This window comes from Lacinutrix venerupis (assembly GCF_003663945.1).
GTDB lineage: Bacteria > Bacteroidota > Bacteroidia > Flavobacteriales > Flavobacteriaceae > Lacinutrix > Lacinutrix venerupis.
Map to the genome: position 1 here is coordinate 1 of NZ_RCCH01000006.1, position 25,235 is coordinate 25,235.

Sequence of the window (25,235 nt, forward strand, 5' to 3'; positions counted from 1 at the left end):
ACAATAGCTTGACCTGTAGCATCTACAACAACTTGTTGTATTGCGCCTCCATTAATAGTATAGTCTATAACATCATCGGCAGTGGCATCTATAGTAAATATAGCATCTGCTCCAGAACAAATATCTGTGTTTGTTGTTAAACTTGTAATGGTTGGATTTGCTCCAATAGTAACTGTCTCGGTATCTGTTAATGTTGTTGTACATGTTGTAGAAGGATTGGTAACAGCTTCTAAAGTTATGGTTTGGTCTGCTGTAGCTCCTGCAACGGTAACAATACCTTGTTCTGCTGCATCTAGTGTTACTTGCACTGTACCGCCACCGTTAATATTGTAGTCTACAACATTGCCTGCATCTCCGGTAATGGTGAAAATGGCGTCTTGACCAGAGCAAACACTGGTGTTACTTGTTAAAGAGGTAATTTGTGGACTATCTTCTAAAAAAAGATTAAATTCTTGTATGGTAAAACAATTAGTAATTGTATTTGTAATAGTAGCATAAATAGTTTGACCATTATTTAGATTTGGATAAGGACTAGATAGAGCATTTGTTCCAATATTTGCGTCACTTTCATTTTCATAATATGCGACATCAATATCTGTTTGCGAACCAATAATTAACGGCGTATTTTGTTCTAAATTAAATGCTGATGAGTTTCCTGTATTACAAATAGTGATATCTAAAGCATTTCCTGTTGGATCTGTTTCACTTGTTGGTGCATCACTAAATTGAGCAGTTCCCGTCCATTGCAAACTAAATGGACTATTACCAACAGGTCTATCTATAACAATAAAATATGAATCTCCTGCGGTTGCATTTATAGCACTAACAAAACTATTGCCGGCAGCTCCAGGTCCTTCAAAATTATCTGTCTCTACTGTACTTAAACCTGTTAAGTTATTGCCTTGACCAGAGGCTTGTGGATTTGTTGTAGAGCATCTTATTGTTGGTCCTAAATTTCCACAGGTTGTATTTGGTCCAAAAATAAAAAAGTCATAATCTTCTGTAATAGCTGTACTATTTGGAGTAAGTGTAAAAGCTAAAGAACCAGAAGTTGTAACGGTTACTTCAAGCCATAAACTATTGTTTTCTCCACTACTACATGATGTTGGAAATTCGTTACTGTTATTTCCAGCGCCATTAACATCTAAAACAATATCGGAATCGCCACAAACTACAACGGCATTAACACAATCGTTAGGTTGTTGTGCATAAGAAAAAGTAGATTGTATTAATAAAAAAAGTATAAATGTTATTTTTAAAGTATTCTTAAGCATTTGGTATTTATTTGTATGTTGAGAGTTTGCATTTTAGAAATTATAAAATAATTTCGGCTGTAAATTTAATACTATTATAATAACTTAAAGTAGATATGCTTTAAGTATAAGTATAAAGATTTGTAATTTGATACGTTTATCTTTTTAAAGTAAAATGATTTTTATAAACACGACCATCTTGAAGAGTTACAGAAAACCAATAGTCACTTTGTGGTAGAGGAGTACCATTAAAAGTACCGTCCCATCCTTTTTCTAATGGATTAATTTGAGTGATAAGTTTTCCGAATCTATCGAAAATTAAAATTTCGGACTTTGCTTGAAACATTTTAGAAACACCATAAACTTGCCATGTATCGTTAAAAGTATCTCCATTTGGAGTGAAATAAGGAGGGAAGCCTATAACCGAAACTTTGCTTTCTACAGTTCCGCAGTAATTTTTAAAATCTTTAATTAATACATTGTAGATACCTGGTGATACATTATAAAAAGTATTGTTAGATTGAAAAAGTGTTGTATTACCTTCGTCGTCTGTTAAAGCATATAAATACTCACCTTCACTATCTTCTAAAATAACAGTAATAGTATTATTGTTTATATCTCCATCTACAACAACAATATCATTAATAGTGGCGATGTTAGATGGTTCTACAGTAACTGTTCTTGTGTTACTACATAAAGTTGTATTGTTTGTAACGGTTACTGTAAAGTTTCCTGCTGTATTTACAGCAATAGTTTCTGTAGTTTCTCCACTGTCCCAGCTAAAACTGTAATTTGAAGGAGAATCATTTAAACCTGCGTCTAAAGTTATAGTATTTGGAAATTCATTTAAGCAATATAATACAGTTTCATCATCATCTAAATCTGGTATTGTATCTATAGTTAATAAAACTTCGTTTATACCGTAACAGGCATTGTTATTTTCTACTCTAACATATATGGTTTGCGAATATGGTACTGTGTTTTCGTATATTGAAGGTAATTGATTGTTTTCTAAAAGTGCATCGTTTGCATTTTCGTAATAAGCTATCTCTAAACCTGATGGTAATCCAGATAAAATATCGGTAGAAAAATCATCTAGATTAAAAGTGTTTTTTCCATCTGGAGAATCTGGTTCGTCACAAACTATTGGAGCGGTATAATTGGAAATTTGTGTATCGCTTGTTTCTAGAATAAGTTCACAAAAATTATAACAACTTGTTATAGTATTTGTTACTCTTGCAAATACTGTTTGAGGATTACTTATATTATTGTATGCGTTTCCGTTTAATTCGTTTGTGTTGCTTATAGCATCATTTAATGTTAGATAAAATTGTGTAGTTCTATTTGTTGTATCTCCAGTTAATGCACTATTAGCTTCTGTTAAATTAAATGTTGTAAAACCATTAACTATTCCATCTTCATCGCATTGATAAATGTAAGAATCGTTAGCTTCTGGAATAGGATTTACTACTAGATTAAAACTTCCTGTATTATAACAATTTGTGTTGTTGTTATTTTCAATTCGTATAAAAATTGTTTCGTTTAAAGGTGTTTGATTTGTGTAGTTATTAGATAAATTATTAATACCAGCATCTGCATGGGCTTGCGACTCATGGTAAGTAACAGTGTATACTGTTTCGTCTTGATTACCTAAAATATCTGTATTAAAATTTGATAGGATTATTTGCGTTTGTCCATCTGTAGGATCTGTATCTATATCACAAACTTGTAAATCGTTTGATAAAGCTATTGTTGGCGTATTAAATACTTCAATTTCAAAAGTGGTAATATCTAAACAGTTTCTGTTGTTAATATTATCTATTCTAGCAAATATTGTTTGTGGATTGCTAGTGTTTGTATAGGTACCATTAATGGCATTAACATTATCTGTGGCGTCTTCCATAGATTCAAAGTAGTTAACTTCAAACACAGTAGCATCTTGTGTGTCTATTATTGTACTTGTTTGCGATGTAAAATCGAAAGTTGTTATGCCATCATTATCATTATCACAAGCATTTATGTTTCCTACAGGATTAGCAACTGGAATATTATAATACGTAACATTGGCTTCGCCTTCCAATAAGCCGCAACTGTTTGCATTCACTTCAATTTCTACTCTGTAAGTTCCTTCTTCTGAAACAACTAAGTCAAAATCACTTTCGGTTAAAGGTAAGCCGTCTTTAGTCCATGTATAAGTCGCACCAGGAATATCATCTGCCATTAAAGTATATGTTTCTCCTGTACAAAGCCCTAAGTTTATTGTGCTTATACCATTTTGGATAATATCTATATCTTCACTAAAAAACGAAGTAATAAAAGGAGGTAAGCCTTGTCTTGAATTGTTTGTTAAAGCAATTGCATTGTTTACATAATTACAGGCAGTGCCAATTTGGTTGGGACTATTTACTACAGATAAAAAAGGGCTTCCTAATTGATAGTTATCACTCATTGCCCTATATATTTTGCCATCTGGACCTAATTGCAAGCCTCCTCTATAGGTTTGTCTATCGTCTATTACAACTTGAGAGTCACTTATGTTTTGTGCTTCTAAGTTAAATTGTAACAATGCACCGTATTGATTATTAGAACTGTTAGCATTGGTACTATTATTAAATACCGAAACATATAATAATTTGTTGTTTGGAGAAAACTCTACACCATAAGATCTTAAAAGCGTACCGTCCTGTGCGGTAAAATTTGTATTTATAATTTGAGCATTACTAACCGTTCCAGTATTTTTATCAAAATCATATAAAAATAAGCCTTGGGCAACATTAGCACTTACTAATTTTGTGCCGTCTGGAGAAAACTTTAAATAGCCTCTAGCTTCACTTATAGAGTTTCCTATTTGAGTTGCAACAGGAGTAGTATTTACACCAGTATTTGTAACTTGGTATGCGTAAAACGTATTGTTATTATTACTTCCGTTGTTGCTTGCGTATGTAATAACCCAAACATCTTGCGTTAGGCAATCTTTTAAAACAGCACTTAATTTCTCGGAAGTATTACTAAGTAATTGAGTTTCTGAGTTTGCAACAACACCACCTAAACCACCATCTAAATTCATGTTAACTTCATAGAAATGAAAACCTAAATCTATATTGTCTAAAGAAGGTGTGTCTACAGTAAAAATATAGTATGTATCTGGGTCTTGAGGTTTTGGAATTATTATAGCAGATTGCGTACTCGATGGATCTCCTTTTAAACCCGTTCCATTGGGCATTATAGCATGATTGGAATTATAAACCGTTCTTCCATCTGTATAAAATAATAAATTTCCGTTGCTATCAGAAATACTTGTACAACCTTCGTCTGTTGCTAATTGGCCATTACTTATAGCGGTAACCGTATTTGTGTCTAAATTAAAATTAATTCCAGCGTTATCACCAAAATACCAATTAGAGGCTTCTTTTTGTGCATTAGAAATTGCACAATATAATAATGTGGTAAGTATTAAAACAATCTTTTTCATTTAGTTACAAGCAATAGCAACCAAATATATTACAATTGCTTTAACATATCTATAAGTTGAATGTTAAAATAAAGTAGATTTTAATAGATTTATTATAAATCTCGTTTCAATAAAAGTCTATAAGAGAAGAAAATAAAAATAGCTGTCCAACCTAAAACTATAGCAATTTCATACCAATGTACAGCGTAATCGTAACTTAAATCTTCTCCTGCCATGCTAGCTATTTCTTTAGCGGCACCAAGTCTTGCAAGTGGTTGTTCTATTAAATTAGACATCGATTTTAAAGGTAGAAATTGAGTAATAGCATCGGCATATTCTTTTGTGCTTTCCATTAAAAATAAACCTAATCTAACAATGCCTTCGAACATGTACCATATAAAAAGAAAACCTAACGCAAATGCAGAACGTTTAATTAGCATACCAACAAATAAACAGAAAGAGAAAAAACCTAAAAGTTTTACAAAAAAAGCGAATAAGTATTCTAAATCCGAAAATATTATACTAGTCTCATTGTAACTAGAATAGATTAAACCAAGAATTAACGATAAAATAAAAATGAATAGTGTAGAAATAAATGCAAAAACAGCAACGGTTACAAATTTTGAAATTATAAATTCTTTTTTACTTAATCCATCAATTAAATTTTGCTTAATAGTCTTGTTACTGTATTCGTTTGCAACCATAGAAACTATAACAATAGCAAGAAAGAATTTTAATTCTGCAGCGACATATGTATTAAAATGCCAAATAAATGGAAAATTAAAAATGCCTTGTTCTGCAAGATGAAAGTCGAAAACTCCAAAGTTGAATTTTATAGCAGCAATTCCTGCTATTAGTGAAAGTAAAATGAAATAAGCAAGAATTAATACTTTACTGGCTTTATTATTCCAAAGTTTAATAAATTCTATATTTAAAAGTCTTAACATGGTCTTTTATTTTTTATACTGAAAAATTTTCAGTGATGGTTTGTAATGCAGAGATGCGTTTATTGATAAATAGATTTTTATTTATTATCTGTAAGCTGAAGAAATTGCTCTTCTAAACTTTCCTTTCTCATAACTAAGTGAGAAATATAAATACCTTTTTCTACCAATTCTTTGTTAAATGCTGATGCAGATAATGGTGCATTTAAAAAAGCAGTAATTAAACCTTCTTTTTTAATTGTTTTTTCAATAGATGTATGCTGCTCTAAATATTGTAATAACTTTTCTTCATCATCACATTTTAATTCAAAAAAACCATTACTAGAAATCATTTCGTCTACGCGTCCAGAATATAATTTTTCACCTTTTCTAAGCACGACTACATGAGAGCATACTTTTTCAACTTCATCTAGTAAATGAGAAGCTAAAAGTATAGTTGTTCCTTGGCTTGCTATATGTCTAATTATAGCTCTAATTTGATGAATTCCTTGAGGATCTAAACCGTTTGTTGGTTCATCTAAAATTAAAATTTCAGGATCGTTTAACAATGCCGATGCTATAGCTAAACGTTGTTTCATCCCTAAAGAATATGTTTTAAATTTACTATGTTTTCTTTCTAAAAGACCTACAACTTCTAGTTTTTCGTCTATTTTAGAATAATCTATACCCTTAATTTTACAAACCAATTTTAGGTTTTTGTAAGCAGACATATATGGATAAAAATTTGGGCGCTCTATAATGGCTCCAACTTTTTTTAATGCCTCATGTGTAGATACAGAGCCGTCAAACCATTTAAAATCTCCGCTTGTTTTATTTACAACATTTAAAGTAATGCCTAAGGTTGTAGATTTTCCGCTTCCATTTGGTCCTAAAATTCCATAAACATTTCCTTTTTTTATAGTAAAAGAAAGGTCGTTTACAGCAGTTAAATTGCCAAATTTTTTGGTGAGATTATTAATTTGTAAAATGGTTTCCAAGATGGTTGATTTTTAGATACTAAATGTTATATAATTAAAAGACAGTATATATTGGTTTAAAAATAAGACGAAGCTACCGAACTTTTGTTACAACTTTAGTATTAATTGTTTTAAATTTGAGTATAATTAAAGTTATGAAAGATTTAAAGATTTCTAAGAAAAAGCCGTCGTATCCAATTAATAGTATGTTAAACAACTATTTGGATGAGTATAATAGAAATACTCGTGTTGCTATTAATTACGACGATTTACTTAGGTTTCAAGGCTCTATTACAGTATACGATAAGGATGATAAAGATACGCTTTGGATTCGTGTTTACTATAGCGAATTTGATAGAGCAGAAATAGATTTAAGTCTTAAAAAAGTGTACACAACATTGCATAGTGATGGTAACGAAAAAACAATTCCTTTTTTAAATGTAGACGCTGTAGATTATTGCACTTTTGGAAACTCAAAGCCATTTCGAGTAAAGATTAGAAATATTTTAAATGATAATTACACCTATTTTTATGTAAAAAAAGCTGATGCTTCTCGTGTTTATGGATTAGAATTGGAGCACATGCTATCTCCATATAACTTAAACTTTATGGTACATAAAGATACTTTAATAGAAGAGCATATTGCTGGAATTCCAGGAGATGAGTTTATAGAAAATATGCTTGACGATTGTACTGCTTCTGAAAAATCTCAAATAGCTAAAGAATTTGTGAAATTTAACGAGCGCTGTATGATTAGGTTACTTGGCGATATGCGATCTTATAATTATGTTATTGTTCCAACACATGATTTTGATCATGTTGTTTTTAAAATTAGAGCAATAGATTTCGACCAACAATCTTACGAAGGAAAGTTTAATGTTTATAGACCTCAATTTTTCAAAGAAAACCTAAAAATGGTTGAGCTAGTTTCAGAAAAATTTCAAAAAGAATCCATAGATCAATATAAAATTGAAGAGCGCTCCATTGTTGCTAAACGAATGATTAGTTATAATGATAGAATTGAAGCGCTAATTAATTGTATGATTAACGATGAAATTTCTAATGCAGCACACATTAATTTATTAAAGTCTAAAATCTATGATTATACATTAGATATAAAGTTTAAAAAAAGTAAAAATATGGGAGGCATTTTAAAAAATGCTCTAGCTTATGTTAAGCGTAATTATGAAGGTGTAAACACTAAGAATTTTTAGTATTAATTTAATTCCAGTTTTCGTTAAAATCTAAATTGTCGTAATCGTCAATATTAAAATCATCGTCATCATCATATTCATCATCACTTTCTGCTTCAAAAATTTTCTCAGGCGCATGATCTGGAACTTGACCTTGAACAAACATTAAATTTGGGTAATCAACACCTTCATTTTCTTCAGCAATTTCTGCTAATTCAACAAAAAAGGTCCACATGTTTAAAAAATCGTAAACATAAATAAGTTTAGTTTGCGCTTCGTGAACAGTGTCAGATAAAGAAGTTTCATTCATTAATCTTACTTGGTTTGCACCTTCACTCATATCAAAAAGAGATATTTCTTCTCCTTGATCCCATTCATCATTACTTAAATAAAATGAAGCCATTTCTGTACCATCAAACCCAAAAGATTGCGTAATTATATTATGCAAATCTTCCATTGTATCTGTTTCTTTAATTTCTAAATCGCGAAACACATCCTCTTTTGTATCGTTGTCTAAAATGACTCTAAATCTGTAAATCATAATTTAAATTTTGGTTTGCAAAGGTACGATTGTTGTTTAAATATTTTTAGAAATAAAAATACTTTTATGTCTGTTTTCTAAATATACATAAAATTGGATTCCGAATAAAATAGTTGCAATTACCAAATGTAAAGGTTGAGATAAAAATGGGAAATCGAAATAATACATTGCAATTCCAGATATTACCTCAAAAACAATACAAATAATAACTAAATTCATTTTATTGTAACCTAGGTTTAAGCGTTTATTTCTAATATATAACCATGCATTAGTGAAGAATACTAAAAATGAAAATGTACGGTGTATATAAAACTGAAGCGTTGGATTTTGAAGCCATAATTCTTTTATGTAGCCAATAGCTTTAACCTGCTCATCAACATGTTGTCTTACTTGTGTACCTAACACGGTTTGTATTAAGGTTAAAAGAATGGCAAAAAGTAAAATATTTCTAAATTTAGAATCCGAAATTTGTTTTTTAAATGTTGTTTTTGAAGCATAAATTAAATACAAAATAAAAGCAACAATTACTAAAGCCATTACCATATGAATGGTAATTTTATATGGAGCTAAATTAGAGTCTACAACCGTTTTTCCAAGCCAAGCTTGAAATGCCATACCAAAAACAGTAAGTATAGATAGTATTGTAATCCATTTATTTTTACGCCAATACCCAAAAGAAATAATGGTGAAAATTAATATTGGGATACCAGACAATGCGCCACACAATCGGTTTATATATTCTACCCAAGTGTGTATGGGATTGTACTTGGCGTAATCGTGCTTTGTGTATGTTTCCCAATTATTAAGGTTTATGCTTTCTGAAGATAAAAAATCTTTTTCTGCAACTAAAAGCGCCTCATTTCTTATAATAACAATGCCCTTTTTGTAGTTGTGATTTGGTTTAAATTCTAATTCTGATGCGTGTGTTGGTGGTATGTAATAACCAAAACATTTTGGCCAATCTGGACAGCCCATTCCAGAACCTGTCATGCGTACAACTGCTCCAGCAATAATAACCAAGTACACTAAAATTAAGGCTGTTTTGGCTATGGTTCTAAAGTGCTTTTTCATTTAACTTAATTCTTTTTTAAAACATAAACTATTTTCCATATGCTTATATTGACCGTAATTGGGAATAATGCTATACCCGCATTTATTATAGAAATTTACAGCTTCAGTTTGTCTTTTTCCAGTTTCTAAAACAGTGTTTTTATATGCTAACTCTTGAGCCCAATTTTCAAGTTCTTGTAATATTGTTCTAGCTATATTTTGACCGCGAAATTCGGGTTTGGTAAACATGCGTTTAATTTCTACCGAAACATTATTAAAAGGTTTAAAAGCACCACAGCCCACTGGTTTATTGTCTTTGTACGCTATAACGACGTGTTTTAAAACATCTATATTATTAAATTGGTTGTAAAAATCGTGTTCATCACCATCTGTAGTTTTTAAATAACTATCTAGTAATTTTACTAAAGCAATAAAATCTGGATTTTTTGAATCTGTTCTTAAAATATTCAGTTTCATTATTCCGAAATTTTTAAACCTAAATCCTGTCCTTTTTTAATCATTAATTTATAAGCCGGTTCATATTCATTAGGAATTTCACCTTCTAAAATAGCTTCTTTTATAGCTTCTTTAATTATTCCTATTTCTCTTGAAGGCTTTAAATTAAACGTTTTTATAATTTCTTCTCCAGAAATTGGTGGTTGAAAGTTACGGACATGATCTTTTTCTTCAACTTCAACTATTTTTTTTCTAACAATTTTAAAGTTGTTATGGTATTTGTTAAACTTTTTAGGGTTTTTGGTTGTTATGTCTGCTTCGCAAAGTGTCATTAAATCGTCTACATAATCACCTGCATCAAACACTAAACGTCGTACAGCAGAATCTGTTACAATATCTTGAGCTAAAACTATTGGTCTAGAGCTCATGAATACTAATTTTTGCACAAATTTCATTTTATCATTTAAAGGCATTTTTAAACGCTTAAATAAATGATAAACCATTTTAGAACCCTCAAATTCATGACCATGAAAAGTCCAGCCTACTTTTTTATTGAATTTTTTTGTTGGTGCTTTTCCTATATCGTGTAATAACGCTGCCCAACGCAGCCAAACATCGTCTGTATGTTTTGCAATATTATCTACAACTTCTAAAGTATGATAAAAATTGTCTTTATGTTTTTGTCCGTCTACTTCATCAATACCTTTTAAAGCAGTTAATTCTGGTAGGATATATTGTAATAAACCTGTTTTTTCTAAAAGTAAAAACCCAGTAGATGGTGTTTTACTTTCTAAAATTTTATTTAATTCTACAACAATACGTTCGTTAGTAATAATTTTTATGCGTTTGTTATTTCGTGTAATGGCGTCTAGCGATTCTTTTTCAATTATAAAGCCTAATTGTGTCGCAAAACGTATAGCTCTCATCATGCGTAAAGGATCGTCGCTATATGTAATATCTGGATTTAACGGAGTACGAATTATTTTATTTTCTAAATCTTGAATACCGTTAAAAGGATCTAATAGGTTTCCAAAATTATCTTCAGATAAATCTAAAGCTAATGCATTTATGCTAAAATCACGACGATTTTGGTCGTCTTGCAGTGTACCATTTTCTACTATAGGATTTCTGCTGTCTTCATTGTAAGATTCTTTTCTAGCTCCAACAAATTCAACTTCTATATCGTTAAGTTTTAACATAGCAGTACCGTAAGTTTTAAAAACTTGTACTTTGGGTTTGTTAGGTAGGTTTTTAGCAACTTGTTTTGCGAGATCGATACCGCTTCCAATGGCTACAATATCTATATCTTTGGCATCACCACGTTGTAGTAAAAAATCACGTACAAAACCACCAATAACGTAACTGTCTAAATTTAATTCGGCAGCAGATTTGGAGATTGTTTTAAAGATTTTATGTTTTAATGCTTGCTTGTAATTCATTCTTATTTGCTAACTAGCTATTCTCGTATAATTTTTACACCGCTAGTATTACTTAGTTTTATAATAGTAGAAGGATTTCCACCATTTTTTTGTTGCTGCAAATTTACCACATAATCTACACCTTTTAAAATAGCTTCGTCTATTTCTTTAAAGCTTTTTGGCGTTGGTTTTCCTGCTATATTTGCAGATGTAGAAACAATTGGTCTACCTAGATAACGAATTAGTTTTTTGCAAAAATCGTGATCTACAATTCTAATGGCTAAGGTATTGTCTTCGGCAATTAAATTTTCGGCAACTCCTGCTGGAGCATCGTAAATAATAGTTGTTGGTTTATCTGCAATGTCTAATATGGTATAGGCCATTTTTGGTACATTGTCTACATGTTTTTCTAACATGCTGTAATTGTTAACCAAACAGATAAGAGCTTTATTATCTTGGCGTTGTTTTAATTTGTAAACTTTTTTTACAGCTTCGGCATTTGTAGCGTCACAACCAATTCCCCAAACAGTATCTGTAGGATAAACTATAAGACCTCCGCTTTTTAAAACGGCTATAGCTTTATCGATTTCTTCTCTCATTTTTATTTAAAATATTTGGTCTTATTTTGAGTTTACAAAGATAATAAATATGAAAGTTGAAAACTTTATATATAGACTATAAAAACAATAGGTAAAGAAAAATAAAAGCTTATTTTTTTAAATAAGTTAATTGTAAAACTGTGTCATTGTTTTAATAAAAGCTTCACGACCACTTTGTTTAATTATATAAGCTCTAATATATTCGGGATTGAAAATGAGTACTTCGTTTTTAATTTTTAATAAATTTTCTGCAATAGCTTTAGCATCTTTTATGTTTACTAAAACTCCAGTTTTTTGCGTTATAGAATCTTCAACACCGCCACTTTTTGTAGCAATAACAGGTTTTCCGCAAAGCATAGCTTCTCTAACTGCTACGCCATAAGTTTCTGCAATACTTGTAGATACAAAAACTTTACAAGTTTGTAGTTTGGTATTAATTTCTTCTCTTGTAAGTTGTGGGTAAAAAGTACATTTGTTTAATACATTATATTTTTTAGCTAGAGTTTTAAAATTAGAGCTGTTTGCTTTTGAGCTATCGGTAAAGGCATCATTTCCAATAACTATAGCTTCAAAATCATCATTACAAATTTCTTTAAATATTTTTAAGCTTTTAAAAAATGTTTCGGTGTCTTTAATTAAATGCGGATAGGTTATAGTTAGAATTGTAAATTTTTTCGTTGTATTTTTTTTACTTATTTTAAATTTATTTTCATCCATTAAATTCCATACTACTTCTGGGTTACATTTAATACTATTCATTAAAATACTGCGTTGTTGGTGGTAACTTACCGCTCCAACTTTATAAGCATTTTCTAAAGCTTCCTTAATTTCTTTTTGAATTTTTTTATGATAATAATTTAAAATAAAAGTTTGGTGTTCTATTATTACAAAAGGAATAGTATTGTTTTTTGATAATTGATGTGCATAAATTCCACCATTTGCACTGCATTGAGCATGAATAATTTCTGGCGCCCAATTTGTAGATATGTTTTTAAATGCAGCTTGATAAGCTTTTTTAGTTTTTTTTAATTTCCATTTTTTTGGCCACTTTTTATAATGGTAAATAGAAAAAGAATAAGCTTCGGGATCTTGAATTAAATAACTTTTATTTAGATTGGTTTTTTTTGTAAAAAAACTTTTTAAATATTTAAATAAGCCAAGATTGTGCTCTACACCAAAAAGAATTTTAATATCAAAACCGTTATTGTTTAATAAAAATGCTTGCTCTCTAAAAAAAGTTCCAACTAAATTATTGTTCGTATTTGGATACCAAGATGGTATAATTAGAACTTTTTTTTTCATTTTTTTCACTTTTTGTCTTGTAAAATTATACATTTAGCAAGCAAATTCTTCAATTTTAAATAAAAATATTTTATGGCTTATACAATTTGGAGTTTCTTAATTTTGTTTTAATGATAAATGTTACACAAACTTTCCTGCCGCCAATTCAAGAATTCGAAAAAATTTTAAAACGTGCTTGGGATAAAAAATGGGTTACAAATAGAGGTGAGTTACTTTTAGAATTAGAATCTAAACTTGCAGACTATTTAAAAATTTCAAACTTTTTTATAACAACAAATGGTACGTTACCCATTCAAATTGCACTAAAAACATTGGATGTTACTAAAGAAGTTATTACAACTCCTTTTAGTTATGTTGCCACAACTTCTGCTATAGTTTGGGAAAACTGTAAGCCAGTTTTTGTAGATATTGAAAAAGATTCGTTAACCATCGATCCAACAAAAATTGAAGCTGCTATAACAAAAAATACACAAGCTATTTTAGCCACTCATGTTTTTGGTAATCCTTGCGATGTTGAAGCTATTGAAGAGATTGCAAAAAAATACAATCTTAAAGTTATTTATGATGCTGCACATTGTTTTGCAGTAAATTATAAAGGGAAATCTATATTCTCTTATGGAGATATAAGTACTACAAGTTTTCACGCTACTAAATTATTTCATACAGGAGAAGGAGGAGCTATCTTTGTGCCTAATAATAACTTGTACAAAAAATGTTTTTATCAGCATAATTTCGGACATAATGGACCTCTAAATTTTCATGGTTTAGGTATTAATGCAAAAGCTTCAGAAATGCAAGCTGCTGTTGGTTTAAGCGTATTACCTTATATGGATAAGGTTGTTGAAAAAAGAAAAATGCTAACAGAGCAATACGAGAATTTATTAGAAAATAATAAAAACATTACTTTTTTAAATTTTAGAGAGTTAACAGAAAAAAATTACTCCTATATGCCAGTAATTTTTAAAAGTGAAAAGTTATTAGATAAAACTTTACAAGTATTAGCTGAATTAAAAATATACCCAAGACGCTATTTTTATCCATCTCTTAATACATTGCCATATTTAAAAGAACAAGTAAATATGCCAATATCTGAAGCTATTTCTAGTAAAATTTTGTGTTTGCCATTATATTACGAATTAGAAAAGCAACAAGTAGCTGAAATTTGTAATATTATTAATACTATTTAAATGATTGTAATTGGTGCAAAAGGACATGCAAAAGATGTATTAGTGGTTTTAAATGAAACTTTAAAAACACAATCTAATCTTATTTTTTTTGATGATTATACAAAACCTGAAGAAGCATTTTTTTTAGAAAAATATCCTATTATACATCATTTTAATAAAATTGACTTTAGTAAACAGCCAGAGTTTGCATCTGCTATTGGTGATCCAAAAATAAGAAGAACCATTGTAGAAAAATTTATAAAACTTGGTGCTATTTATAAATCTATTATTTCTAAACACGCAATAATTGGCAATTTAAATGTGAATATTAGAGAAGGATGTAACATTATGCCAAATGTTTTTATAAGCAATAATGTTACCATTGGTAGTGGTTGTTTAATAAATACTGGTGCGCAAATTCACCACGATGTTATTGTTGGCGAATATTGCGATGTATCTCCAGGAGCCAAAATATTAGGAGGAGCAAATATTGGTAAAAATTGTAATATAGGATCTGGAGCAATTATTTTGCCTAACATAATTTTAGGAGACAATGTAACCGTTGGAGCAGGAGCAGTGGTTATACAAAATTGTTTAACAGAGAATACAATAATTGGTGTTCCTGGAAAAATAAAAAACATTTAATAATGAAACCATTATTGACTATTTGTTGTACAACTTTTAATCAAGAAAAGTATATAGAACAAACTTTAGAAGGTTTTTATCTTCAAAAAACTAATTTCCCAATTGAAATTCAAATTCATGATGATGCATCGACAGATTCTACTCCAGAGATTTTAAAGAGGCATGCAGAAAAAGATTCTAGAATTAAATTAATTCTTCAAACGGAAAATAAATATTCACAACATATAATGCCTTGGTGGCATTACAGTTTCCCACAAGCGCGTGGTAAATATATTGCTTTATGTGAAGGCGATGATTATTGGATAGACCCATTAAAACTTCAAAAACAGGTTGATTTTTTAGAAGCAAATTCTAATTATGTAATTTCTTGGACTAACTATAAAATTTTTAACGGTACAGATTTTTCGTTTAATAGTTTTGGACATACAAAAGAGATTACAACTATAGATTATAATAATATTTTTTCACCATATTGTACTTTAACGTTAACGGCAGTTTTTAAAAAAGAAGCTTTAGATTTAGAACTTTTAAAATCGCTTAAGCATTCTAAAGATAATTCTTTATACATTGTTTTGCTTAAAAAAGGAAAAGGTGTTTTTATGGATGTTTTGTCATCTGTTTATCGTGTTCATGAAGGAGGTGTGTATTCTTTACAGTCTAATTTTTTTAAAAATTATTCTTCATATTTAAATGTTTTAGAGGTTACAAATGCTGTTCCAGAATCTAAAACAGCTAATATAAATAAGGTAGTAAAATCTCTTGGTAATGCTACAATGTATGAAGTTTTAAAGCTTAAAAGTAAAGGAGAAAAAGTTACAGAAAATCAATTAGATTTTATGAAAACTTATTTAAAAAAAGCAGATTTTAAAACTAAAATTAAATACTATAAAAAACTGTTTAAATACAAGTTTTTAAAATAAGCATTTAAAAAATAAAGCAATTTTATCTATAGTTGGAATTTTAGAATAATAACCAGAATAATTTTTAATGTATTTGTAGTAAGACCAATTGTTTTCGGTACAATTTCTAATACTTTTTATTATTATTCTATTTATATGAGCAATAAATAATTCTTGGCTATATACTTGTTTCTTTACGTTTAATGCTATTAATTTTTTTGAAGCTTCAACAGTATTTTTTATTTCATTTTTAGTGAGTCCTCTAGTTAAACTTATAGCATTTAAATAGGCATTAATATTAGCATCTTTAAAAATAATTCCTAAATTTAATAATTGTTTTTTCTTAATTATATTTTCAGATTTTTTTAAATTTTCAGCCTTAGTCTGGCTAATATTGTTTGGATGCCATCTATATTGTAGTAAAGATTCTTGAATATTGTAAAACTTTGTTTTGTAAACTAATTGACTCCAAAGTGCATAATCTTCAGCAGGAACGTATTGGTTTTCAAAACGTAAGTCAGCAAGATGAGATTTTTTTAACATAACCGTAGGATTGCCAATACAACAATTGTTTAGCATCTGTATTTTAATTTGTTTATGGGTTTCCTCGTGCTTAACAGTTTTGTTTTTTTTATCACCAAAAAATGTAAACCAAGTTCCGCAAACGCCGTATTCTAAATTGTTTTTTAAAAAAAGTAACTGTTTTTCAAAGCGTGTTGGCAAAGCAATATCATCTGCATCAAGTAGTGCAATGTATTCTGTTTTAGCATGTAAAATTCCTTCGTTTCTTAAGTTAGCAGGACCAACATTTTCGGTTTTAGTAATAATTTCTATTCTAGAATCTTGTTGTTTATAACTGTTTAAAATGTTAGCAGTATCGTCTTTAGAATTGTCATCTAAAATTAATAACTTAAAGTTAGTAAATGTTTGTTTTAAAACACTATCTATAGCTTCTGCTAAAAATGCTTCACCATTATATACTGGCATTATTACAGTAAGTTCTGTCATTTTAAATTTTAAAACTAGTTTATTTAAATGCTAAAAATTGTTATTATCTGTAAATGTAATATATTGTTTAATAAATCTCACATTGTTTAGTATTTTTGAGTTTGTTATTAGATTTTAACACTTTATGAAAAAAATTCAAGTCGGTTTTTTAATGTCTTATGACTATGAAAAACTTAAATATTCTATTCCACCTGTTTATAAAGAAGCAGATACAATTTATTTAGCTTTAGATAACAAACAAAGAACTTGGAAAGGTAATAGATTTGAAATAGATAAAGATTTTTTTACTTGGATTGAAACTTTTGATACAGCCAAAAAGATTAAAATATATAGAAATAATTTTTACATTCCAGAATTAAGCACATTACAGAACGATACAAGAGAACGTTATTTGTTAGCTAAAGAAATGGGCATTGGGAATTGGTTAATACAAGTAGATGCAGATGAAATTTTTATAGATTTTAAAGGGTTTGTTAATACTTTAAAAAAAAACAACTCGTATTTAAATAATCCAGTTAAAACACCAATTCAAATAGCAGGTTTTCTAATTAATATATATAAGTATTTAGATAATGGAATACTATATGTTAATGAGCCAACAAAAGTTATGTTAGCTACAAATTATCCAAATTATAAACGCGCCAGAAACACCAAACAACGTGTTATTTATACAAATAATATTTTGTTGCATGAATGTTTGTCTCGAACAGAGAAAGAATTAAAATTTAAATTAGAAAATTGGGGACACAGTCATGAAATAAATAGCGAGTTTTTACCTAAGTGGAAAAAAGCAAACGAAACCAATTATAAAGAGCTTAAAAACTTGTTTTATCTTGATCCTACTATTTGGAAAGGTTTAGGTTATATGCCATCAAAAAACTTAAATAAAATAAGAGAACTTATAAAAAGTGACAATAAATTAAAAGTAAAACAATCATTTTTAAACAAAAAGAATTTTGGACAATGGTTTAAGTTTTTAAAAATTTTTAAAAAGCAAAACACTACCTTTGAATCTTATTTTTTAAAATGAAAAAGTTTTCAAATACATTAATAATCTCAACTTATAACTGGCCAGAAGCTTTAGATTTAGTGCTTAAAAGTGCTATAAGCCAAAACCAATTACCAGAAGAAATTATTATTGCAGATGATGGTTCAACAAATACAACAAAGGCTTTAATAGAACAATACAAATCTAACTCCTTAATACCAATACACCATGTTTGGCATGAAGATAACGGATTTAGAAAATCTATTATATTAAATAAAGCCATTGCAATAGCAAAAGGAGATTATATTATTCAAATAGATGGAGATTGTATTATGCACTATAATTTTATTAAAGATCATATGTTATCTGCTGCATTAAATACTTATTTATTTGGAGCTCGAGTAAATATTCAAGAAAGTTATTTAAACAGTTTATTTAAAAAAAAGAAAATAAAATTTAATGCTTTTTCAAAAGGAATAAAAAAACGAACTAGAGCAATTTATTCACCTTTTTTAGCTAGTTTATACAAAACTCAAAATAATTTTTCTAAAAAGTTTCGTGGTTGTAATACATCGTTTTTTAAATCAGATTTTATTTCAGTAAATGGTTATAACGAAGCAATAACTGGTTGGGGAAGAGAAGATAGTGAACTTATGTTACGAATGCATAATAAAGGTGTTAAAGCTAAGAGATTAAGGTATACAGGTGTGGTTTTTCATATTTGGCATAAAGAAAAATCGAAAGGAAGATTAAAAACAAACGACTCAATAGAACAAGAAACAGTTAATAATATTATAACTTGGGCAAAAAATGGTGTGGACAAATATTTAAAAGATGCGTAAAGTTGTAAACCCTAAATATCAAATGCACACAAAAGCGCTAGACAGCCTTATAGAAAACTATAAGACGCAAGGCGAAGCTTTTGGTAATCAAGATAGAAATAGTTTACGTTTATTTAAACTAGAAGATAAAACTCTAAATGTAAAATCTTTTAAAAAGCCTAATCTAGTAAACAAAGTAGTTTATAAATTTTTTAGAAAAAGTAAGGCGCAACGTTCTTTTGAGTATGCTAATAAATTAAAAGCACTTTCTGTAGGAACTCCAGATCCAGTTGCATTTTACGAGAAAAAAGACGGTTTGTTTTTTGGTGAAAGCTATTATATAAGTGAGCAATTAAACGACGATATTACTTATCGAGAACTTACAACAGATTTTACTATACCTAATTACGAAGCAATTTTACGAGCTTTCACAAAATTTACATTTAACTTACATGAAAAAGGAATTAATTTTCTAGATCATTCTCCAGGAAATACGTTAATAAAATTTAATAATGGTAATTATAAATTTTATTTAGTGGATTTAAACCGAATGATTTTTGAAAATATGAGCCTAAAGAAACGTATTAAAAACTTTGCAAAGCTTACCATACATAAAAGCATGGTTGAAATAATGAGCGATGAATATGCAAAATTAATAAACGAAGATTATAACAAAGTTTTTAATTTAATGTGGCAAGAAACACAAGCGTTTCAAGAATCTTTTCACAGACGCAGAAGACTAAAAAACAGTTTAAAATTTTGGAAAAAATAACTTAAACTCTATTTTTTCTTAATAGCCATAATTTTACATAGCGCATAAAAACTACATAACCTTGTACATAACCAATGGTTAAACCAACAACACCATCCCTAAAACCGCTTTGTAAAATATAGTGTTTAAAAAATCCCCAAAAAGGTTTTATTATAAAATGATAAGGCGTTAAGCGGCCAGTTTTTTTATCGTAATCTTTAGCCTGTAAAGTTGCATACCTATCCATTTTTTGCATGTATTGGTTAAAACTACGATAAGAATAATGTAAAAATTTATGTTGTAATTTGCCGGTAGTTCCGTTTACTATAAGAGATTCGTGTACATGTAAGTTATTGTACTTACAAGCATCTTTTTTAAATAATCTAATAACGCTATCGTTTCTCCAACCACTATAATTAACACGTTGTCCCATAAAATGATTTATGCGCTTTATACTAAAAGCATCGTAGTTAATTGTGTCTTGATTTAAAATTGAAATAATTTCAGTTTTTAATTCGGGAGTCACACGTTCATCGGCATCCAATAATAAAACCCATTGGTACTTTGCTAGGTCTATTGCATAATTTTTTTGAGCGCCATAGAAATCGAACTTACGTTGTAGTATTTTAGCACCCAAAGCTGTAGCTTTCTCAACCGTAGCATCATCACTAAAACTATCTATTACTAAAATTTCATCAGCAAAATCTACAGAAGCTAAAACGGCTTCAATATTATGAGCTTCATTTTTAGTAGGTATTATAGCTGTTAGTTTATGCATTTATTAACTTATAGTTTGCTGTAAAAATCCATTTAGTTTATCGAAAAAAAACATAGGCGAAAATTCTTGATAAAGTTTATAGGCTTCACCTTTCATCTCTTTTTCCTTTTTATTATTATAAAGTTCAGGTTTGTAGTCTTTTAAATGTACGGCAATATTGTCGTTATTTTCAAAAAGACTCCAATCGTCTTTACTAATCCAAGGAGAAAAAATCGCAAAGGTTTTAATATCTAACGCTTTAGCCATATTAATGGCACCACCTTCATTTCCAATTAATGCATTACAATGCTTGGTAATAGCAAGAAATTCACGAAGACTTTTACCAAAAACATCAAAGAAAATATATTGTTTAGTCTCTTCTTTACACAAATTATAAATAGTTTGCGCTTGTTCCTTTTGGCTAGGTATATAATTAAATAATAATTGACCTTTAGTTTGTTCTACAATTCTATCTATAACTTTAGCCATATATGCAAAAGGATAGGTTTTATTATCTCCACTACCTAATACACCTATCATGTACAATGGTTTTTTTAAATTAATGCCATTGCTTTCTAAAAGCGTTTTGCTATTTTTTATTTCAACTTCTGTTAAATAAACTTTTGGTTTAACATCTGTAGCTTCAATACCTAAAGGTTTTAGTAATTGTAAACGATTAACAATAGCTAAGCCAGATTTAGATTTTGTGTTCTTATACCTTTTAATATTATTTGTGTAAACAAAAGTTGTGTAAGGTTTATAATAAGAAATTGTTGTGTTGGCTCCAGAGAAAAGAGTTATAATATTACTTGATAATTTAGAATAAACATCAATAATAACACTATAATTATTTTTACGTAAGTTTTTTGCAAATTTAAATAAGGCTCTTTTACTATGCTCTTCTTTTTTAGTAAAAAAAATAAAATTACTAATGTTAGGATTGTTTTCTACAACAGCTAAAGTATGAGTATTAATAAGGTAATCCAGTTGTGCATTAGGATATTTAGCACGCAAAACTTCAAACATAATGCTGCTTGTAAGCACATCACCAATCATTTTTTGCTGGATTACCAATATTTTCATTTTTACTATATATTCAAAAAATAGTTAACAATAGAAAACTAAATTAAACCGCTACATTATGCTCACGTAAAGCATCGTTAAGCGACGTTTTTTTATTAGTACTTTCTTTACGCTTTCCAATAATTAAAGCACAAGGCACATTGTAATCGCCAGCAGGAAAAGATTTTGTGTAACTACCAGGAATAACAACAGAACGCGCAGGAACACGACCTTTCATCTCAACAGGTTCATCACCAGTAACATCAATAATTTTAGTAGAAGCCGTAAGTACAACATTAGCACCTAAAACCGCTTCAGTCTCAACATGTACACCTTCAACAACAATACAGCGCGAACCTATAAAAGCATTATCTTCTATAATAACAGGAGCAGCCTGTAAAGGCTCTAAAACACCACCAATACCAACACCACCAGAAAGATGAACATTTTTACCAATTTGAGCACAACTACCAACCGTAGCCCAAGTATCTACCATAGTACCTTCATCAACATAGGCACCAATATTAACATAACTTGGCATTAAAATTGTACCAGCCGAAATATAAGCACCATGTCTAGCAACTGCATGAGGTACAACACGAATGCCTTTTTCTTTATAACCCGTTTTTAATGGAATTTTGTCATGAAATTCAAAAATACCAACCTCAATAGTTTCCATTTTCTGGATTGGGAAATACAAAACCACAGCCTTTTTTACCCATTCATTAACTTGCCAACCATTCTCAACAGGTTCGGCCACTCTTAAAGTACCTTCATCAAGTAACTTAACGACTTCTCTAATAGCGTTTTTAGTTGTATCTTCAGTTAATAAATCTCGGTTATCCCAAGCATTTTCAATTGTTTGTTGTAAATCTTTCATTAATAATAATTTTTTTAGTGTTTTGGGCGTGCCCTAAAGGTCAGGCTCTCGGCAGTCGCTCTCTGTGAGGAGCTCCAACAAATGCCTCCATCCTTCACGCAAATATAACCTCTATTTATAATTTGGCATAATATTTATGTATGTAGTATAGAATATCTTAAATTTGCATAAAAAATAATAATGGCTCAAATTCTAGCAATAGATTATGGTAAAGTAAGAACCGGATTAGCAGTAACAGACGATATGCAAATTATCGCCTCTGGACTAACCACAGTTGCTACCACAACATTATTAGATTTTTTAAAAGACTATACAACAAAGGAAAATGTAGAGTTGTTTTTGGTTGGCGAACCAAAACAAATGAATAATGAAGCAAGTGAAAGCGAAGCCTTAATAGCTCCTTTTATAAGTAGATTACGCACCTTTTTTCCACAAATACCAATTAAAAGAGTAGACGAGCGTTTTACATCTAAAATGGCAATGCAAACCATGATTGATAGTGGATTAAAGAAAAAACAAAGACAAAACAAAGCACTAGTAGACGAGATTAGTGCAACAATAATATTACAAAGTTACCTTTACAATAAATAATAATATGGTATTACCAATAGTCGCATACGGCGATCCAGTATTAAAAGTTAAAGCTAAGGAAATAGATAAAAATTATCCAAACCTTAAAGAACTTATAACAAACATGCAAGAAACAATGCATGGCGCTTACGGTGTAGGTTTAGCCGCACCACAAATAGGTTTGCCAATTCGTATTTTTTTAGTAGATGCATCTCCATTTGCAGACGACGATGTGTTGGACGACGACGAACGCAACTTTTTAAAAGAATTTAAACACACCTTTATAAACCCAACAATTCTAGAAGAATCTGGAGATGAATGGGCATTTAACGAAGGTTGCTTAAGCATACCAGATATTCGTGAAGATGTGTTTAGAAAACCTAATATTAAAGTAGAATATTTTGACGAAGACTTCAAAAAGCACACCATGGAATTAAGTGGTTTAGCAGCAAGAGTTTTCCAGCATGAGTACGACCATATAGAAGGTATATTGTTTACAGATAAATTATCTGGTTTAAAAAAACGTTTAATTAAAAGCAAATTGCAAAACATTTCTAAAGGAAAAATTAATGTAGATTATCGCATGAAATTTCCAAACCTAAAAAAGAAACGTTAAAAACTTGCAAAACATAGTGCAGTACAAGATATTTGCGCTCCTTTAAATAATATAAATATGGCATTAGATAAAATATTAGCAATTTCAGGAAAACCAGGATTATACGAATTAGTTACGCAAACTAGAGGAGGTTTTATTGCAAAATCGTTATTAGATAACCGTAAAATTTCTGTAGGTATCCAGCAAAATGTAAGTGTATTAAGCGAAATTGCTATTTATACTTTAACAGAGGAAGTTCCTTTACGAGAGGTTTTTAAAAAAATAAAAGCTAAAGAAAACGGTGAACAAACATCAATAAATCACAAAGAATCTAAAGACAAATTAGAAGAATATTTCTTTGATGTTTTACCAGATTACGATGAAGATAGAGTATATGCAAGTGATATTAAAAAAGTAATACAGTGGTATAATATGCTTCAAAAAAATAATTTGTTAGATTTTGAAGATAAAAAAAGCTCAGAAGAGGAAGAATAGTTAGATAGACTATTTTAAAACATAAATTAAAATCCAGCTTTTTAGCTGGATTTTTTTCATTTTAAATACCTTTACAAAAAATAATTTTTATGAATTCTAGAGCCAATCAACTTAAAGCTTTCGATCGTTTATTAACGATTATGGATGAGCTTCGTGAGCAATGTCCATGGGATAAAAAGCAAACCATGGAAAGTTTACGACATTTAACAATAGAAGAAACTTATGAACTTGGTGATGCTATATTAGATAACGATCTAGAAGAAATAAAAAAAGAAGTGGGAGATATTTTGTTGCATTTAGTTTTTTATGCCAAAATAGGAAGTGAAACTAATAGTTTTGATATTGCAGATGTTTGTAATTCTATTTGCGAAAAACTAATACATAGACATCCACATATTTATGGAGATGTAAAGGTAAAAGATGAAGCAGAAGTAAAGCGTAATTGGGAAAAACTAAAACTTAAAGAAGGAAAAACAAGTGTTTTAGAAGGAGTGCCCAAAAGTTTACCAGCCTTAGTAAAAGCAAACCGTATTCAAGATAAAGTTTCTGGAGTAGGTTTTGATTGGGAAGAGCCAGAACAAGTTTGGGAAAAAGTAGAAGAGGAGTTAAGCGAATTTAAAGTTGAGGTAGCTAAAAACGATAGAGATGCAATGGAAAGCGAATTTGGAGACGTATTATTCTCTTTAGTTAACTATGCACGTTTTAAAAATATAAATCCAGAGAATGCTTTAGAAAGAACTAATAAAAAATTCTCAAAACGTTTTCAATATCTAGAATCTAAAGCAAAATCATTAAATAAAGATTTAAAAGATATGACTTTAGCTGAAATGGATGTTTTTTGGGAGGAAGCCAAAAAACTGTAATTGAAAAAATCTAAAATTGGATTTTTTCAAATATTTCATTTTGGGAGGAAGCCAAAAAACTGTAATTGAAAAAATCTAAAATTGGATTTTTTCAAATATTTCATTTTGGGAGGAAGCCAAAAAACTGTAATTGAAAAAATCTAAAATTGGATTTTTTCAAATATTTCATTTTGGGAGGAAGCCAAAAAACTGTAATTGAAAAAATCTAAAATTGGATTTTTTCAAATATTTCATTTTGGGAGGAAGCCAAAAAACTATAATTAAAACAGCTAATAAAATAATTTTTTGTTCGCTTAAAATACTGAAAATCAAATATTTATATATTTTTTTTACTTAAAAAGTAATTTTTTTATTTTTTTGAAGTCCAAAATTAAGATGTATGCGTATATAATACCAAATGACCTTGTTTCTTCATAGGAAAATTGGTTAATAGCGTAAACTTTTTATAGGTCATTTTACATAAAATTATTTCTAGTAAGCGAAATAGAAATAATTGGTTAGTTTAGTTAGGAGCCAAAATCCTGTTTGATGTAAATCAAGCAGGATTTGGTTTTTTTAGTAGTTTCGTTAAT

General features: G+C 29.3%; 24 protein-coding genes and 1 pseudogene. 11 read left to right on the forward strand and 14 right to left on the reverse strand.

Translation table 11 applies throughout. The features are described 5' to 3' along the window. The 4 genes and pseudogenes from CLV86_RS09735 to CLV86_RS09750 all read right to left on the reverse strand — a co-directional run. Positions 1–1,274 (reverse strand): annotated as a pseudogene (locus CLV86_RS09735) (hypothetical protein); the annotation flags it as partial. Positions 1,275–1,410: 136 nt separating this feature from the next. Next, a complete protein-coding gene (locus CLV86_RS09740; protein WP_121051970.1) occupies positions 1,411–4,725 on the reverse strand; it encodes a T9SS type B sorting domain-containing protein in 3,315 nt (1,104 codons plus the stop codon). A 92-nt stretch (positions 4,726–4,817) separates the two neighbouring features. Then, on the reverse strand, positions 4,818–5,651 hold the full coding sequence (locus tag CLV86_RS09745) for an ABC transporter permease (RefSeq protein WP_076732309.1): 834 nt from the start codon (positions 5,649–5,651) through the stop codon (positions 4,818–4,820). A 77-nt stretch (positions 5,652–5,728) separates the two neighbouring features. After that, positions 5,729–6,625 (reverse strand): ABC transporter ATP-binding protein, encoded by an 897-nt coding sequence (locus CLV86_RS09750; RefSeq protein ID WP_076732310.1) that lies wholly within the window; start codon positions 6,623–6,625, stop codon positions 5,729–5,731. 134 nt (positions 6,626–6,759) lie between these two features. Here CLV86_RS09750 and CLV86_RS09755 point away from each other — a divergent pair, with 134 nt between their 5' ends. After that, positions 6,760–7,818, forward strand: coding sequence for a hypothetical protein (locus tag CLV86_RS09755; RefSeq protein ID WP_211330598.1), 1,059 nt, complete (start codon positions 6,760–6,762; stop codon positions 7,816–7,818). Positions 7,819–7,825: 7 nt separating this feature from the next. Here the strand turns inward: CLV86_RS09755 and CLV86_RS09760 are convergent, their stop codons facing one another. The 6 genes from CLV86_RS09760 to CLV86_RS09785 form a co-directional block, all read right to left on the reverse strand. Then, the gene (locus CLV86_RS09760) at positions 7,826–8,338 is read right to left on the reverse strand and encodes an IS1096 element passenger TnpR family protein (RefSeq protein WP_076732311.1); all 513 of its coding nucleotides are present in this window, start codon (positions 8,336–8,338) and stop codon (positions 7,826–7,828) included. Between the two features lie 36 nt (positions 8,339–8,374). Further along, complete coding sequence (locus CLV86_RS09765) at positions 8,375–9,409, reverse strand: COX15/CtaA family protein (protein WP_121051972.1); 1,035 nt, start codon at positions 9,407–9,409, stop codon at positions 8,375–8,377. Then, entirely contained in the window at positions 9,410–9,865 is a 456-nt protein-coding gene (locus tag CLV86_RS09770) for a GNAT family N-acetyltransferase (RefSeq protein WP_121051974.1), read from the reverse strand. Continuing rightward, positions 9,865–11,283, reverse strand: a complete 1,419-nt coding sequence (locus CLV86_RS09775) for a CCA tRNA nucleotidyltransferase (RefSeq protein ID WP_121051976.1) — start codon at positions 11,281–11,283, stop codon at positions 9,865–9,867. The genes CLV86_RS09770 and CLV86_RS09775 overlap by 1 nt, the downstream gene beginning before the upstream one ends. Positions 11,284–11,300: 17 nt before the next feature. Further along, positions 11,301–11,861 (reverse strand): L-threonylcarbamoyladenylate synthase, encoded by a 561-nt coding sequence (locus tag CLV86_RS09780; protein ID WP_076732315.1) that lies wholly within the window; start codon positions 11,859–11,861, stop codon positions 11,301–11,303. 126 nt (positions 11,862–11,987) lie between these two features. Continuing rightward, complete coding sequence (locus CLV86_RS09785) at positions 11,988–13,163, reverse strand: glycosyltransferase (protein ID WP_170148534.1); 1,176 nt, start codon at positions 13,161–13,163, stop codon at positions 11,988–11,990. A 110-nt stretch (positions 13,164–13,273) separates the two neighbouring features. On the opposite strand from CLV86_RS09785, the gene CLV86_RS09790 reads away from it, so the two are divergent. Genes CLV86_RS09790 through CLV86_RS09800 form a run of 3 tightly spaced genes read left to right on the forward strand, consistent with a single transcriptional unit; the run spans position 13,274 to position 15,894 of the window. Beyond that, on the forward strand, positions 13,274–14,350 hold the full coding sequence (locus tag CLV86_RS09790) for a DegT/DnrJ/EryC1/StrS family aminotransferase (RefSeq protein WP_121051980.1): 1,077 nt from the start codon (positions 13,274–13,276) through the stop codon (positions 14,348–14,350). Next, positions 14,351–14,974: an acetyltransferase gene (locus tag CLV86_RS09795; protein ID WP_121051982.1), complete on the forward strand. Its 624-nt coding sequence runs from the start codon at positions 14,351–14,353 to the stop codon at positions 14,972–14,974. 2 nt (positions 14,975–14,976) lie between these two features. Then, positions 14,977–15,894 (forward strand): glycosyltransferase family 2 protein, encoded by a 918-nt coding sequence (locus tag CLV86_RS09800; protein ID WP_121051984.1) that lies wholly within the window; start codon positions 14,977–14,979, stop codon positions 15,892–15,894. On the opposite strand, the gene CLV86_RS09805 is transcribed toward CLV86_RS09800, so the two are convergent. After that, entirely contained in the window at positions 15,886–16,881 is a 996-nt protein-coding gene (locus tag CLV86_RS09805) for a glycosyltransferase family 2 protein (protein ID WP_121051986.1), read from the reverse strand. The two genes, CLV86_RS09800 and CLV86_RS09805, sit on opposite strands and share 9 nt — an antisense overlap. Before the next feature lie 124 nt (positions 16,882–17,005). Between CLV86_RS09805 and CLV86_RS09810 the strand changes: the two genes are divergently transcribed. Genes CLV86_RS09810 through CLV86_RS09820 form a run of 3 tightly spaced genes read left to right on the forward strand, consistent with a single transcriptional unit; the run spans position 17,006 to position 19,462 of the window. After that, positions 17,006–17,911, forward strand: a complete 906-nt coding sequence (locus tag CLV86_RS09810) for a hypothetical protein (RefSeq protein ID WP_121051988.1) — start codon at positions 17,006–17,008, stop codon at positions 17,909–17,911. Continuing rightward, positions 17,908–18,711 (forward strand): glycosyltransferase family 2 protein, encoded by an 804-nt coding sequence (locus CLV86_RS09815; RefSeq protein ID WP_121051990.1) that lies wholly within the window; start codon positions 17,908–17,910, stop codon positions 18,709–18,711. Before CLV86_RS09810 ends, CLV86_RS09815 begins: the two co-directional genes overlap by 4 nt. Beyond that, the gene (locus tag CLV86_RS09820; protein WP_121051992.1) at positions 18,704–19,462 is read left to right on the forward strand and encodes a lipopolysaccharide kinase InaA family protein; all 759 of its coding nucleotides are present in this window, start codon (positions 18,704–18,706) and stop codon (positions 19,460–19,462) included. The genes CLV86_RS09815 and CLV86_RS09820 overlap by 8 nt, the downstream gene beginning before the upstream one ends. 1 nt (position 19,463) lies before the next feature. Here CLV86_RS09820 and CLV86_RS09825 read toward each other — a convergent pair whose 3' ends face one another. The 3 genes from CLV86_RS09825 to CLV86_RS09835 are packed head-to-tail and all read right to left on the reverse strand — an operon-like array spanning position 19,464 to position 22,140. After that, complete coding sequence (locus CLV86_RS09825) at positions 19,464–20,219, reverse strand: glycosyltransferase family 2 protein (RefSeq protein WP_121051994.1); 756 nt, start codon at positions 20,217–20,219, stop codon at positions 19,464–19,466. Positions 20,220–20,222: 3 nt separating this feature from the next. Continuing rightward, complete coding sequence (locus tag CLV86_RS09830; RefSeq protein ID WP_121051996.1) at positions 20,223–21,281, reverse strand: glycosyltransferase family 9 protein; 1,059 nt, start codon at positions 21,279–21,281, stop codon at positions 20,223–20,225. A gap of 43 nt (positions 21,282–21,324) precedes the next feature. Continuing rightward, a complete protein-coding gene (locus tag CLV86_RS09835; protein ID WP_121051998.1) occupies positions 21,325–22,140 on the reverse strand; it encodes a 2,3,4,5-tetrahydropyridine-2,6-dicarboxylate N-succinyltransferase in 816 nt (271 codons plus the stop codon). A gap of 180 nt (positions 22,141–22,320) precedes the next feature. On the opposite strand from CLV86_RS09835, the gene ruvX reads away from it, so the two are divergent. The 4 genes from ruvX to mazG all read left to right on the forward strand — a co-directional run bounded on the left by ruvX (position 22,321) and on the right by mazG (position 24,663). Further along, on the forward strand, positions 22,321–22,731 hold the full coding sequence (gene ruvX / locus CLV86_RS09840) for a Holliday junction resolvase RuvX (RefSeq protein ID WP_076732327.1): 411 nt from the start codon (positions 22,321–22,323) through the stop codon (positions 22,729–22,731). A 4-nt stretch (positions 22,732–22,735) separates the two neighbouring features. After that, complete coding sequence (gene def, locus CLV86_RS09845) at positions 22,736–23,326, forward strand: peptide deformylase (RefSeq protein ID WP_121052000.1); 591 nt, start codon at positions 22,736–22,738, stop codon at positions 23,324–23,326. Between the two features lie 57 nt (positions 23,327–23,383). Next, a complete protein-coding gene (locus tag CLV86_RS09850; protein ID WP_076732329.1) occupies positions 23,384–23,800 on the forward strand; it encodes a DUF5606 family protein in 417 nt (138 codons plus the stop codon). Between the two features lie 89 nt (positions 23,801–23,889). Next, a complete protein-coding gene (mazG, locus tag CLV86_RS09855; protein ID WP_121052002.1) occupies positions 23,890–24,663 on the forward strand; it encodes a nucleoside triphosphate pyrophosphohydrolase in 774 nt (257 codons plus the stop codon). Positions 24,664–25,235 lie beyond the last annotated feature (572 nt).

What these genes read in the sequence shown, in the direction of transcription:
- CLV86_RS09740 (WP_121051970.1), bottom strand. Translation starts at nt 4,725, where the DNA reads ATGAAAAAGATTGTTTTAATACTTACCACATTATTATATTGTGCAATT.
- CLV86_RS09745 (WP_076732309.1), bottom strand. Translation starts at nt 5,651, where the DNA reads ATGTTAAGACTTTTAAATATAGAATTTATTAAACTTTGGAATAATAAA.
- CLV86_RS09755 (WP_211330598.1), top strand. Translation starts at nt 6,760, where the DNA reads ATGAAAGATTTAAAGATTTCTAAGAAAAAGCCGTCGTATCCAATTAAT.
- CLV86_RS09760 (WP_076732311.1), bottom strand. Translation starts at nt 8,338, where the DNA reads ATGATTTACAGATTTAGAGTCATTTTAGACAACGATACAAAAGAGGAT.
- CLV86_RS09765 (WP_121051972.1), bottom strand. Translation starts at nt 9,409, where the DNA reads ATGAAAAAGCACTTTAGAACCATAGCCAAAACAGCCTTAATTTTAGTG.
- CLV86_RS09770 (WP_121051974.1), bottom strand. Translation starts at nt 9,865, where the DNA reads ATGAAACTGAATATTTTAAGAACAGATTCAAAAAATCCAGATTTTATT.
- CLV86_RS09775 (WP_121051976.1), bottom strand. Translation starts at nt 11,283, where the DNA reads ATGAATTACAAGCAAGCATTAAAACATAAAATCTTTAAAACAATCTCC.
- CLV86_RS09780 (WP_076732315.1), bottom strand. Translation starts at nt 11,861, where the DNA reads ATGAGAGAAGAAATCGATAAAGCTATAGCCGTTTTAAAAAGCGGAGGT.
- CLV86_RS09785 (WP_170148534.1), bottom strand. Translation starts at nt 13,163, where the DNA reads ATGAAAAAAAAAGTTCTAATTATACCATCTTGGTATCCAAATACGAAC.
- CLV86_RS09790 (WP_121051980.1), top strand. Translation starts at nt 13,274, where the DNA reads ATGATAAATGTTACACAAACTTTCCTGCCGCCAATTCAAGAATTCGAA.
- CLV86_RS09795 (WP_121051982.1), top strand. Translation starts at nt 14,351, where the DNA reads ATGATTGTAATTGGTGCAAAAGGACATGCAAAAGATGTATTAGTGGTT.
- CLV86_RS09800 (WP_121051984.1), top strand. Translation starts at nt 14,977, where the DNA reads ATGAAACCATTATTGACTATTTGTTGTACAACTTTTAATCAAGAAAAG.
- CLV86_RS09805 (WP_121051986.1), bottom strand. Translation starts at nt 16,881, where the DNA reads ATGACAGAACTTACTGTAATAATGCCAGTATATAATGGTGAAGCATTT.
- CLV86_RS09810 (WP_121051988.1), top strand. Translation starts at nt 17,006, where the DNA reads ATGAAAAAAATTCAAGTCGGTTTTTTAATGTCTTATGACTATGAAAAA.
- CLV86_RS09815 (WP_121051990.1), top strand. Translation starts at nt 17,908, where the DNA reads ATGAAAAAGTTTTCAAATACATTAATAATCTCAACTTATAACTGGCCA.
- CLV86_RS09820 (WP_121051992.1), top strand. Translation starts at nt 18,704, where the DNA reads ATGCGTAAAGTTGTAAACCCTAAATATCAAATGCACACAAAAGCGCTA.
- CLV86_RS09825 (WP_121051994.1), bottom strand. Translation starts at nt 20,219, where the DNA reads ATGCATAAACTAACAGCTATAATACCTACTAAAAATGAAGCTCATAAT.
- CLV86_RS09830 (WP_121051996.1), bottom strand. Translation starts at nt 21,281, where the DNA reads ATGAAAATATTGGTAATCCAGCAAAAAATGATTGGTGATGTGCTTACA.
- CLV86_RS09835 (WP_121051998.1), bottom strand. Translation starts at nt 22,140, where the DNA reads ATGAAAGATTTACAACAAACAATTGAAAATGCTTGGGATAACCGAGAT.
- ruvX (WP_076732327.1), top strand. Translation starts at nt 22,321, where the DNA reads ATGGCTCAAATTCTAGCAATAGATTATGGTAAAGTAAGAACCGGATTA.
- def (WP_121052000.1), top strand. Translation starts at nt 22,736, where the DNA reads ATGGTATTACCAATAGTCGCATACGGCGATCCAGTATTAAAAGTTAAA.
- CLV86_RS09850 (WP_076732329.1), top strand. Translation starts at nt 23,384, where the DNA reads ATGGCATTAGATAAAATATTAGCAATTTCAGGAAAACCAGGATTATAC.
- mazG (WP_121052002.1), top strand. Translation starts at nt 23,890, where the DNA reads ATGAATTCTAGAGCCAATCAACTTAAAGCTTTCGATCGTTTATTAACG.